This is a genomic window from Virgibacillus pantothenticus, from assembly GCF_018075365.1.
Taxonomy (GTDB): domain Bacteria; phylum Bacillota; class Bacilli; order Bacillales; family Amphibacillaceae; genus Virgibacillus; species Virgibacillus pantothenticus.
Window position 1 is genome coordinate 2,379,151 of record NZ_CP073011.1, and the last position, 12,081, is coordinate 2,391,231.

Below are 12,081 nucleotides of genomic sequence, written 5' to 3' on the forward strand. Positions count from 1 at the left end.
TTCCCCCTTTTACAATGTTTTTACCAGAATACCTGCAAGAACTACAGAAGCTATCGTAACAGTGGTAAAACCACCAATTAGCATTGGTGCAAGCAATTCATTAAATATAATTTTCTCTTCTTGTTTATTTCTAGCGACACTGCGACTAACTTCTTCACATAAAATGTAGTCTGCCGGAAATCCAAATAACGCTGTTAAAGCCACAGGCATTCCTTTTAGAGGATCCCATTTTACAAGCTTTGACATCACATATCCACCAACAGAGATTGCGAATGTTCCTAAAATTAAAATGATTAAAATGCTAGGTAGATTTTGTACAACCTCTTGGGGGGTCACACCTGCCATCGTTCCAATAACTACAAAAATAATTGCAACCATCGTTATAGAAAATGAATTTGCCTGTTCCAAAGATTTGCTTTCCAATAGCCCTAGTTTCAAACCAATAATGCCAATCGCCAGACACCATAAGCTATAATGAATCGGCGTTACTTCACCAAGAGCAACACCAATTGCAGCACCCACAAACACGTAAAACAGCTTTAACGTTAAACTTTGCTTTAATGGATTTATTTTATCTGTCTTGCTCGTCCCTTGTGGATACGTCAAACCTGCATCCATAGGGATAAATGTATTTGCATCCATTTGTTTCTGTAGCTTTAATGCGTACTTACGCATAAAGTTTAGTGCTAACGGCATGCCTAGCACACCTTGAAAAGCAACAACCAATGCAGGGATAACAACAAGGCTAGATTTGCCAATTGCAGCAAGTTCTTCAGAAGTAATAATTAAAGCGATAATTCCTCCACTAAGTGGTCCTACTCCGGCAACAGCAGTTGCATAGTCAAAAATAAGTGAAACAACAATCAAAATAACCGCACTTGACACGATTATACCACTTAATGCAATAAAGACGGCTTTGATTTGACTCCTTAATAAAGATAAAGGAATCAGCGTCCCCATATGAACGATTGCTGGACCAATTAAAATCGCTCCTAAGGCTGCAAATTGTGATTTTTCCAAAATATCTTCTGGAAATATCCCTGTCCATACCAGGACAAGAAATCCTGTCATTGCAGTAAGCAACATAGGAATCCTTGCTCTAGAAATAATGGAGAGCCATTCTCCCAGTGCAATTAAAGCAAAAATAAGTACAGTAGCTATTAGTGGATTAGTTAACAAAGAGAATCCCCTCCTAAAAAGAATAATAACTAATATATCACCAGAATTATTTTTTGTCTATACTGTTTTTTTTGATAATTAACGTTTATTTAGACTATTTTACTCTAATATATAATTTTATGACTAATCACAATTACTTATAAATTAACTAAGGTAACGCTTCCAATATATTGCATTTAAACCATTAAATATTTCTTAAAATTTTTTAGAAACAAAGCATATTTTAGAGGTAATTCAATAGAAATAACAGGAAAATTATTGTTTTTATCATGAAATTTAGAATGTAAATACTAGGAATACATTAGTAAAGATTTTACGATCTAGTTCAAGCTTTTTGCTGCTATACTTAGCATTTGATTTAAGTGAATTCTCTATTTTTTATGCGCCCGCCCAAAACGATTGGAACAGCACAGCATATAGTAATAATAAATATGCAAGAAAGAGGTGGGATCTAATGGATCATAATCGATGGAAAAGGGGAGAACGTGGGCCTTTTCAAGGTATTATGGAGCAAATGGACGCTTTCTTCAACGAATCTGCCAAAAATTTCAATGCGCTAATTAAGCGGCCATTGAACGTTCGCACCCGTGAAACAGAAGCTAATGTAATTGTAGAAGCCGAATTACCTGGTTTTAAACGGGATCAAATTCAACTTGAAATATTTGGTAATCAATTACGAATTACCGCCGAAGATCACTCTTACACTGATAACGACACTTACAATCGCAAAGCAGAAAAAAACATTACGCTTCCATTTGCTATATCTGAAAAAGAAACAAAAGCGAGATTAAACAATGGCATTTTGCAAGTCATTATTCCCAAAAACAATTCCAGTAGAAAATTTATTGACATACATGATACAACAGATTCGTAATCAACTGCTATATCCTCTGGTTTTTCAATTCTTTGGCAAAACAGATTCCAGTATAAGTTAATGACCCCTATTAAAGGAAGCCACATGGCATTCAGATTATTAAATTAGAATCCATGTGGTTTGTCTCATTTTAATAGCGTTTTGAACAGCTCTTCTTACGTATATTTACAAATAATTTACGCTACTTTCATACAGAATTAACAACGATTTGTTACTTTTATACTAGAAGTGAACAAATCACGCATGATTGGAGGAGATTCAAGTGAAATTTGCAGGTAAGATTTTTATTTCACTTGTTATTATGGTGATCTATTATGTATAGCTTTTTCATCTAGTTCATTCATGCAATTGCTTCATGCAAACTAGCCTTTATCAGGTAAATATTATTAAATGAACCCTGAATAGAATTATGTTACTTTCTACATTTCGCGTGGGATTTTTTGCGGCTTTCCTAAGCAACTTTCGAGCTTCCCAAGCAACTTTTCCGGAGCCCCTCATTACGTTAACCAAATACTAAACATATTCCTCCTATAGCTGCCAATAGTAAAACTAAACTAGTGAACACTTTTTGTGGTATAAGTGGCAAAATCCTAACACCTAACAAGGCACCCAATAAAATAATCGGAATCATGAATTACATTCAAACTGAATGATGAACTGCTGATTAATCCTAAATACAATTAGAAAAACTTGGCTTGTCGCCAAGTCTTATGGCGGAAGCCTTTGTTTTTCTTATACTATAAACCAAAAAATTTTATACTTTCCTATAGTGGAACAAAGGCGTAAGCGCCCGTTTAGCAACGTAGCGAATGGAACGAATCAACTAAAGATTTAGGAATCATGCCACTAAAACTGGGGTATGCCGACGTCTGGGCGGCAAGCCCGTTTTTAGTCGGCCTTCCCCTTAGCGACGAACCGCTGAGGCCTTATCGTAGGGCGCATTTCTAAAGTCGCATCGTTGCTGGGCTCATGCTCTGGACGTGACTATTCGGTTATTTCATTATCCATAAGCACCTAAGTTTATACTTTCTTATTCTTATAAAAAGGAACTTTAATCAAATTGACGGTGATAAACCGATAAATTCCCTCTTTGGTACACCTTTTACTAACAAATAAATAGTCATAATAGCACCAGCAGCATTTCCTACCATCGTCGTAAAGCCACTGAGAACTCCCATGATAATTGTAAAAAATAAGGAAGTTGGTAAAAGCTGATTAAAGCGTTCTCCAAATCGATCACGAATGACTTTTAAACCAATCATAATGAGTACAATCGCACCAATAATTGGCTTTAGCTGGTCATCATTTACTTGCTGTAAAACAAAAAAACCGCTGATGATACCTAGTAATATCCATGGAAGAAGTGATATTAAATATTTCCAAATAACATTACGACGATAATAGAGAACTGCAAACAAATCCCCAATTAGAAGCATAGGAAGTAAAACTCCAATCGATTCCTTAGCTGGAAATACAAACATAATTAATGTAACAACTAATATAACTAAATTCGGAAGACCTGATTTGGAAAAGCCGATAAATAACGCACATAGTATAACGATTAGCCAGTCGATTGTCGTTAAATCAAACAAAAGCGTATTCCTCCTCTATCTAAAAATCCAATAAAGCAATCTTCAATCAGTGAGGGTTTTCATTCCCCCCACTGATTGTTAGACGAACGAATCAGGCATTTAGGTGCTGTTATCTCCCACTTAGACTTGTTGCAGTACAGATTATCCAACTTCTGAAATGGGAGTCTTACAGCACCTTATATACGGAATAAAAAGATTAACAATTTAAGAAGACGCTTAGGAAGTAAGTTTGGTAATATATATAGCAAAGAACAGGGTAAATAGGCTATGTTCATACGTCAAAGCTTCCTCTACCACCCTTGGAACGGCATGTTTTTTATGAAAATTTCTTTTTACGACGATAAATAATAAAAAACGCCGCCACCATAACACCTATATATGCCACGGTCCATAAATAAACACAGAAAATGCCATGAAGGTCTAATGGCTCTCTCATAAGTAGAGCCATTTCTGAAACTGGCGGAAGGATAAATAATATGTATTTCCAATATCCCGGTATTAGTTGTTCTAACCCTAAAGAGGCAATGGACACAATAAGCATGAAGCTGAGTCCTAACCAGGAATTTATCTTTTTAGCAATGATTGCTCTAGAAAATACTCCACTTAAGGTAATTGCAACCATTCCTAATAAACAATGCGTTGCAAATCCAATTCCAAGCTCCTGCAACGTTACCTGCTTGGAAAACATCCCAAATACAAGAGGATAAAATATAGAAACAAAAGCTAACAGAGCCACAATACAACCTGCGGCTAGGTACATACTGCAAAAATATTTTTTATCGTTTCCAGCATGGAGAATGGTTACTTGTTGTTGGACTATATCTTCTGTATGGAAAAAACGAAGGGAAATCCAGGCTGCAATGATATACAAATAGATAGCTGTCGCTCCATAGCTTGCTAAAACGGGATTAGGATAGATAGAATAATTGACTACTAGGATCATAATAAAAATGCTCATTGGCGCAACGTAATTATAAGATTTAATGTAAGCTATTAAATGATACACAATTAAAGCTTTCATTCCTTTACCCCCTCTCTTTATTAAAAACGTCAATCTGTCTAGTTTGCGTAACAGAAATTATGGAAACACCAGCTTGAATCAATTGAAGAATCATTTCATCGCTTTTTAACGGGTGTACTTTGAATATAACTTTATTTGCAAGTATTTGCATCGCATTTATTTTGGGGTTGTTGTCAAATTGCTTCAGTACTAAATAGTCAGCTGGAAGGGTCGTTTCAATCGTAACTGGGTTTTCTTTTGTTGCTAAAATTGTTTCAGTAGCTTCCATGAACTTGCCATTTCGCAAATGGACGATACGGTCTGCAAGTCGTTTTAAAAGTATATCGTCATGACAGGTGAATATGATGGTCAGTCCTTTTTCTTTTAGCTCATATAAAATAGACTCGACTTCTAATTGAGCGGTATCATCCAAACCCGATAATGGCTCATCTAAAATTAGTAGACGGGGAGAATGTAACAATGCTTGCATGATGTTTACTTTTTGCCTCATTCCTTTAGAATAGAGCTTCATTACTTTAGACGTTGCTTGTAAACCAAATTGCTTGAGAAGTTGGCGGGCTCTCTTCTTCGATGTTTCACGGGATAGCCCTTCAATCCTCCCTAAATGATAAAGGTAGTCAAATGCTGTAAACGACATATTTACCGGAAATTGTTCTGGTACATAGCCAATACGACAATTATCACGTTGAATAGTACCACTCGAAGGCTGCGTAATCCCAGTTAAAAGCCGAAGCAGCGTGCTCTTCCCTGAACCATTCGTACCAATAATTGCTACTGCTTCGCCTTGACAAAAGGTAAAGTCGATATGATCTAAAATACAATTATTATTCACTTTTTTGGAAACATTCTTTCCTTGAATCAGTATCCCCACTTCACCGTACTCCCTTCTTTTTCACCGTTTGCTTCTACGGCCATTTTATTTGATTTATACTGGATAGCTGGATCGAGGCTCGCTCGAGCTCTCTACTTAGTGCTCATCAGCTTGTGAGTTAAACGTTCGGTTTGCTTACTTACTCGATCTGGCTTGTGACTTAACTATTCCCCTTACTCGGTTGCTCGATCTAGCTTGAGGCTTGAATACTATGCTTGGTTGCTCGTTCTTACTTGTGACTTAACTGTTCGCCTTGCTTATACTGTGTTGTGTACTTGCTTTACACTATTTCTTCTGTAAATAGCACCTTTTGTGAAAATAATAATCTCGATTACTATACCTATTGTTCATAATTTTTCCTATTCTCCATCTAGATTGATTATCTTCCGATTGATATATGGTTAAATATAGCTTATTTGTGGTATAACATAAACTATAGCTTAATAATTGTTTTATATTAGCTGTTGATGTACGTTATAATTATTTAAATGAGGCGCGAATTTTCTTTATCCTATTTTGTTGCTGCTAAATTTAATACCAATTGTTACTAAACCTAGATAAATAAAAGGAGGCTGAGACATTTTATGCCTAGTGGAACGAAGAAGGTTACCCTAAATGTGCCAATTGAACATGTGTGGAATTTTGTTAGCGACATGAACTATTGGGCGCCATTAGTACCTGGTTATATTGATCATGAAATTATCAACGATAAGGAATCGACATGGACGTTCAAAGGCGACCTCGGTATCGTTCATAAGAAAGTACATTTAAAGGTGATTATCACCAAATGGGAAAAGCCTGAAAAAGTAACATTTGACTTGAAAGGCTTAAGTGAAAAATTTACCGGTAGTGGAGCATTTAATGCCAAGGCTATTAACGCTGACCAGACGAAAATGACCGGCCATTTGGATATCAAAGCAGGGGGAATAATGGGACCTGTGATCAATCCAGCGTTAAAATCATTTGTTCCTAAAATGACTTCAGAATTAACGGAAGCTATTTCTCAAGAAATAACCAAACGCCAAAGTTTTTCGTAAACTTTTGGACTAAGAAAATAGTCAGAACAGTCATCCAAACGATTTATTTAACAGTAAAAACTCCATGAATTGGGGTTTTCTCTTATTTCCTACTATTTTTAATTAAACAGAAGCGGATATGTGACTTCAGTTGAATCTTCCACTTATCTTCTGAGCTTCCCTACTTACTATGGAATAGCAAGTCTTACTGCAAATTGCATGCATAAAAAACGAGCGGATTTCTCCATACACGAGAAGCCCGCTCATACCTCTTTAAACCTTCACTTGACTACTATTCATGTAATGACGGATATGACCACCAACTCCAGAAAGCTTTATTTTAGCTGGGTCAGCGTCTACATCAAGTTCAAAATCTGTTCCATCCTTAGGCAATTTTGCTTCAAAGATTTGTTCATACTCTTCCACACTCACTTCTTTTCTCGACGCGAGTAAATCCTGATGTTGTTTCGTGTTTAAATGGACTTGATAATCAGGTTGCAGAAGACCAGTAAAGAACTCTCCAACAGCTCCAGAACCATAGCTAAACAACCCTATTCTATCACCCGCATTTAGATTGCTTTGATGTTCAAGCAATGACAGAAAGCTTAAATATAAAGAGCCTGTATAAATATTACCGACATGTTTATTATAAATTTTACTGTATTCCAGGTTTTCCAGTAAGCGATCTTTATCTGTTTCAGTGCCTTGATCATAAATAGTACGTAAAGCCTTTAATCCCATTTTTGTATATGGAAGATGGTAACAAATAGCAGCAAAGTCACCAATACCTAACCCTGTTTTTTGTTTATATGCATTCCAAATTTTTTCAAAGAACGACAAGTACATTTCATTCGAAAGTTTCCCATCTACCTGTGCATATTCCGAATAAACCGGACGCCAAAAATCCATCACATCCTCTGTTAAATAGGACGACGGCTCTTCAAGTGCCAAAATTTTTGGATCCTTACTAATGATCATGGCAACTGCACCAGCACCTTGTGTCGCCTCACCGCCAGTTCGAAGCCCGTATCTCGCAATATCTGAAGCTAATACTAAAACCTTACTGTCTGGATTTAAAGCAATATGCCCTTTTGCCATTTGAATACCAGCAGTTGCGCCAAAACATGCCTGCTTTACTTCTACTGTTCTCGTATGAGGTTGCAGGTTCAGTAAATGATGAACATAAACCCCTGCTGCTTTTGAGTGGTCAACTCCTGTTTCTGTACCAAATATAACAAAATCAACTGCAGCTCTATCCGAATCATCCAGAATTTCCATTGCTGCGTTGGCAGCTAATGTAACTGCGTCTTGTGTAAGTGGTGCAATAGCCATTTTTTCCTGACCAATACCAATGGTGAATTTTGCCGGTTCTACGTCTCTAGCTTTTGCCAAATTATTCATGTCCACATATAAATGCGGAGCGTAAAAACCTATTTTATCAATCCCTATTTTCATAATAAGCTCCTTTACTTCATACTTGATAACACTTTTTATTTAAGTGACTATTTTCACAATTCATTATAAAAGTTCTACCATAGTACATCATAATATAATCTACTATTAAACACAATATTGGCGCTTCCATTTTTCGATGGAGCTAACAGAGTTAAGCCTTTCATTTTTAAGGATTAGAATTAATTTCAAAAAACAGCTCCCCCTTTCTGGAAACGTTGGAAAGGCGGAGAGTAGAATGAATGTTAGCGATCTCTGCCTCTACCCTTGCAGTTGGAAATCTCCAGTGTAAATTAGGAAGAATTTTCAAGACACAAAAGTTCAAAAAAAGCAGAAGGAGACGCTCGAGTAGTTGTCGCCTTCTGCTTTGTTAACGTGTAACCTATTTATCCTCTTTCTCCTTATCTATAAAATGCAACGCCATCTTTACATTTTTAAACGTATTCATATCTTTAAATGTATCCTGAATAATCACCGTTTTTAATGCCATATCAGGACGAATGCCAGCAAATAATAATTTTTTTCCCATTAATGAAATAAATTGGTGAATCTTTAATAGACGTGATACCGTGTATGTATCTACTTCGTGTAGACCAGATAAGTCAATAATAATATATTCTTCATTCGCTTGTTCCATATAGGTAGATATAGTTGCCATCATTGTTTCCATCCGTTGATCATTCATATTTCCAATGAGCGGCAAGACCGCTACATCATCGCGAATCGGTACAATAGGCGTTGAAAGCTTTTCGATCTCTAACAAACTATTTTGTAATAGTCGTTCGCTCTCCTTCTCATTGGTCACATCTTTTTGCACACCGACGAAGTAATATTTTTGTTCTTCTTCCACCCACATCGGGTCAATCGATAACTCATTCCAAAAGCCTGTCCCGTCTTTCTTATAATTGTATACCTGTATTGTAATCGATTCGTTTGCTTGTATTGCTTTACGAATCCGCTCCAAACTGTAAGGATCTGTTTCTGTTCCTTGCAAAAAGCGGCAATTTTTCCCAACTACTTCATTTTCCATATACCCAGTCAATTCTGTAAAACCTCTGTTTACAAAAATAATCGGATTTTCCTCTAAATTAGGGTCAGTAATAATTAATCCAACCCCAGTATAGTTTAATGCTTTTTCAAATAAATATAATTTTTCATGTCGTTTATTTACCATACTTACAGTCCTCTTTCGTTCATAATCTGCTATTTCTCGATAATTTAATTAGTAATTGGTCGATACAACTTGTGGTAAGGTTTGTTTTTTAGTACACCTGTTTCTTGGTCAATCCCTTGCTGTGTTTTTCTTTTTCTATGTGCATGTTGGTAGGCAGTAGATGCCTGCCAGTTTCGAAAAGCCTCCTCTGTCTGCCACTGAGTCAAGACTATATATATGTCATCTTGTACTGGGCGTAATACGCGAATTGCAACAAATCCTGGCTCATTTTCTATTAATCTAGGCCGGTTTAAAAACCGTTCTTCAAAACGTCTCCTTTTTTCATCATGAACAGGAATACAATTTAAAACAATAATACCCTTTGTTTGTAAAGTATTTGCTTGATCTATAATTTCGTATTTCTTTTTTTGTGCTTCCGAAGCAATCCAAATGTTGTTCCCGATTTCATTTATAGATAATTGTTGCTTCTCGTTTAGCTCTATTATGTTTACTTTCACCGTCAGCATCCTCCCTTGCAGTTCTTAATTTCAGCATAACATATTTTTGCAAAGCTTTAGCAACATAATGAAGTCTCAGCAGTTTACTTGATAGGTTATGTTTCGTTTCTGATCAAGCAATCTTCAATAAAGAAGGGTGGAAGCACCCCACCGTTGAAGCATTAACAAAGGCTACCATCTTAGGCTTCCTAAAAGATAAATACTTTTTATACGCGCGATGTCGCTAACATAGATTCCCTTGTCCTTAAGGCTATTAACAAGCTGGACAAACATGATCACTCTCGTAAGTACGGAAAAATTTAAAAACTATCGCAAGCTATGATGCTATATTTAATGAGAATACTAATTTCTAAAACTTGAAATACTAAAAAAACAAAGGCGCGGGGCGCCCGTTTAGCAACGTAGCGAATGGAACGAATCAACTAAAGATAAAGGAATCACGGTGAGGCGACGAACCGATGAGGACTTATCGTAGGGCGCATTTCTAAAGTCGCATCGTTGCTGGGCTCATGCGCCGGGCGTGGCTATTCAGTTATTTCGTTATCTCCAAGCACCTAATTTTATACTTTCTTATTCTGTAAAAAGAAGCTCTCATGTCCTGAAAGCCCCTTTCGCTAATAATTCATCTCATTAAACTCGGTAAAACAGTGACAATGGAAGGAAAGACAATGAGGATCAGTACGCAAATTATCATCCCAGCAATCATCGGGATAGCGCCTTTAAAAATGGTTTGTACAGGTATATCTGTAGCAACTCCTTTAATTACAAAAATACTAATCCCAAGTGGGGGCGTTAATGAACCGATATTAATTGCCATTACCATAATGATACCGAACCAAACACCGTTAAATCCCAACTCTAAAATAATCGGATAGATAATGGGAATGGTAAGCACAATAAGCGACAAACCTTCAATAAAACATCCAAGCAAAAACAATGCCAACAAAATAGCAATTAGAATAACATATGGGTTCAATTCCAAATGACTAACTAAACTGGTTAGTTCCACTGGTAGTCTGCTAATCGTTAAAAACTGGCTAAATAACGTAGCGCCAATAAGAATTAAAAAAATATATGCTGTCAATTTTACGGATTCATTAAAGGCAAGTTTTAGCTTGTGCCAATTCAATCTTCTTGAAAGAAAAGAAAAAAGCATGGCCCCCATCGCTCCGACTCCAGCCGCTTCTGTAGGTGTAAAAACCCCTACGTAAATTCCGCCAATACTAATTAGAAATAACGCTAGAAATGGCCAAATACTCTTTATCGTATGGAGTTTTTCTCTTGTTGATCCCTGTTCTGATCTTACAGGTGCCAATGAAGGATCCTTCCGCACAAGCAATGCAACAATGAGTATAAAAATGATCATTTGGATCATTCCAGGGATAATACCTGCAATGAGCAACTCTCCAATCGGTTCTCTTGTTTGTATACCATATAAAATTAATATTACGCTTGGCGGTATGAGAATACCCAATGTTCCGCCTGCTGCAACACACGCTGTAGAAAGGCTTGGCTTATAATTATATTTTTTCATTTCTGGTAAAGTTATTTTAGAAACCGTTGCAGTTGTAGCATTTAACGAACCTGAGATAGCCGAAAAAACAGCTGCCGTACCTATAGTTGCCATCGCTAATCCACCTCTTAAATGACCAATCCAGCTATCAACAGCCCGGTATAAATCCTTACCCATTCCTGTATACGAAAGAAGCATTCCCATTAATATGAATAACGGAATCACACTTAACGAGTATGAACTCGCTGTATCAAAAGGAGTTCTTCCTAACTGAGCAAACGCAACATCCCAACCACGGATAAGTGTTGTACCGATCAAACCAATGAGAATTAATGCAATGCCTACTGGTATTTTTAATAACAGCAGCATAATCAATCCAATAATTCCTAACAACCCAATCAGTTCAGGAGTCATTTGTGTTGGCCCCCTTTTGCATATAACGTATCGCATGCAACAAAGCAGCCCAAGCAAATAAACTTAATCCCATAACAGCAAGCCATGCAATTGGATATAATGAAATAGCTAAATCACCTGTCACTGTATTTGCATGATACAAACGAACGGCGTACCTTCCCGTACTCCATGCAACCAAAACCAATAACACCGCAATAATTAAATGAATAATGCCATCTAGAATAAATTGCGTACGCGTTGAAAAACGTTCCACAAAAAAATCGATTGTAATATGTTCTTCCTTTACGTGTGTATAAGCAATGCTTAAAAAAATCACCATTGACAGCCCAAGTTCCATAAAGTCTACCGTTCCTGTGATCGGTCTATTCCAAAGCCACCTTGATAATACATCTAACGTAATAAACATAGCCATCAAAAACAAGATAAATTGGGCCGCAAAATGAGAAAGTTTCGCTAATTGTTTAATCCATCTATCCAT

Annotated in this window: 11 protein-coding genes; 2 read left to right on the forward strand and 9 right to left on the reverse strand. The window is 36.7% G+C overall.

Going from position 1 to position 12,081, the window contains the following annotated elements:
• Positions 1–9: 9 nt before the first annotated feature.
• Positions 10–1,179: a hypothetical protein gene (locus KBP50_RS11185; RefSeq protein WP_050352486.1), complete on the reverse strand. Its 1,170-nt coding sequence runs from the start codon at positions 1,177–1,179 to the stop codon at positions 10–12.
• 454 nt (positions 1,180–1,633) lie between these two features.
• Here KBP50_RS11185 and KBP50_RS11190 point away from each other — a divergent pair, with 454 nt between their 5' ends.
• A complete protein-coding gene (locus KBP50_RS11190) occupies positions 1,634–2,053 on the forward strand; it encodes an Hsp20/alpha crystallin family protein (protein ID WP_050352485.1) in 420 nt (139 codons plus the stop codon).
• Positions 2,054–3,108: 1,055 nt separating this feature from the next.
• Here KBP50_RS11190 and KBP50_RS11195 read toward each other — a convergent pair.
• From KBP50_RS11195 to KBP50_RS11205, 3 genes are all read right to left on the reverse strand, one after another.
• The gene (locus KBP50_RS11195) at positions 3,109–3,645 is read right to left on the reverse strand and encodes a sulfite exporter TauE/SafE family protein (RefSeq protein WP_232231242.1); all 537 of its coding nucleotides are present in this window, start codon (positions 3,643–3,645) and stop codon (positions 3,109–3,111) included.
• 316 nt (positions 3,646–3,961) lie between these two features.
• Complete coding sequence (locus KBP50_RS11200; protein ID WP_050352484.1) at positions 3,962–4,666, reverse strand: hypothetical protein; 705 nt, start codon at positions 4,664–4,666, stop codon at positions 3,962–3,964.
• A 4-nt stretch (positions 4,667–4,670) separates the two neighbouring features.
• Positions 4,671–5,537: an ABC transporter ATP-binding protein gene (locus tag KBP50_RS11205; protein WP_050352483.1), complete on the reverse strand. Its 867-nt coding sequence runs from the start codon at positions 5,535–5,537 to the stop codon at positions 4,671–4,673.
• Between the two features lie 584 nt (positions 5,538–6,121).
• On the opposite strand from KBP50_RS11205, the gene KBP50_RS11210 reads away from it, so the two are divergent.
• A complete protein-coding gene (locus tag KBP50_RS11210) occupies positions 6,122–6,574 on the forward strand; it encodes an SRPBCC family protein (protein ID WP_050352482.1) in 453 nt (150 codons plus the stop codon).
• A gap of 252 nt (positions 6,575–6,826) precedes the next feature.
• Here the strand turns inward: KBP50_RS11210 and KBP50_RS11215 are convergent, their stop codons facing one another.
• The 5 genes from KBP50_RS11215 to KBP50_RS11235 all read right to left on the reverse strand — a co-directional run bounded on the left by KBP50_RS11215 (position 6,827) and on the right by KBP50_RS11235 (position 12,081).
• On the reverse strand, positions 6,827–8,008 hold the full coding sequence (locus tag KBP50_RS11215; RefSeq protein WP_050352481.1) for a hydroxymethylglutaryl-CoA synthase: 1,182 nt from the start codon (positions 8,006–8,008) through the stop codon (positions 6,827–6,829).
• Positions 8,009–8,387: 379 nt separating this feature from the next.
• On the reverse strand, positions 8,388–9,179 hold the full coding sequence (gene ytvA, locus KBP50_RS11220) for a YtvA family blue-light photoreceptor (RefSeq protein ID WP_050352480.1): 792 nt from the start codon (positions 9,177–9,179) through the stop codon (positions 8,388–8,390).
• Between the two features lie 44 nt (positions 9,180–9,223).
• Positions 9,224–9,676: an antibiotic biosynthesis monooxygenase family protein gene (locus KBP50_RS11225; RefSeq protein ID WP_050352479.1), complete on the reverse strand. Its 453-nt coding sequence runs from the start codon at positions 9,674–9,676 to the stop codon at positions 9,224–9,226.
• A gap of 622 nt (positions 9,677–10,298) precedes the next feature.
• A complete protein-coding gene (locus KBP50_RS11230; protein ID WP_050352478.1) occupies positions 10,299–11,603 on the reverse strand; it encodes a TRAP transporter large permease in 1,305 nt (434 codons plus the stop codon).
• The gene (locus KBP50_RS11235) at positions 11,593–12,081 is read right to left on the reverse strand and encodes a TRAP transporter small permease (protein WP_050352477.1); all 489 of its coding nucleotides are present in this window, start codon (positions 12,079–12,081) and stop codon (positions 11,593–11,595) included. The genes KBP50_RS11230 and KBP50_RS11235 overlap by 11 nt, the downstream gene beginning before the upstream one ends.

What these genes read in the sequence shown, in the direction of transcription:
- KBP50_RS11190 (WP_050352485.1), top strand. Translation starts at nt 1,634, where the DNA reads ATGGATCATAATCGATGGAAAAGGGGAGAACGTGGGCCTTTTCAAGGT.
- KBP50_RS11200 (WP_050352484.1), bottom strand. Translation starts at nt 4,666, where the DNA reads ATGAAAGCTTTAATTGTGTATCATTTAATAGCTTACATTAAATCTTAT.
- KBP50_RS11210 (WP_050352482.1), top strand. Translation starts at nt 6,122, where the DNA reads ATGCCTAGTGGAACGAAGAAGGTTACCCTAAATGTGCCAATTGAACAT.
- KBP50_RS11215 (WP_050352481.1), bottom strand. Translation starts at nt 8,008, where the DNA reads ATGAAAATAGGGATTGATAAAATAGGTTTTTACGCTCCGCATTTATAT.
- ytvA (WP_050352480.1), bottom strand. Translation starts at nt 9,179, where the DNA reads ATGGTAAATAAACGACATGAAAAATTATATTTATTTGAAAAAGCATTA.
- KBP50_RS11230 (WP_050352478.1), bottom strand. Translation starts at nt 11,603, where the DNA reads ATGACTCCTGAACTGATTGGGTTGTTAGGAATTATTGGATTGATTATG.
- KBP50_RS11235 (WP_050352477.1), bottom strand. Translation starts at nt 12,081, where the DNA reads ATGGATAGATGGATTAAACAATTAGCGAAACTTTCTCATTTTGCGGCC.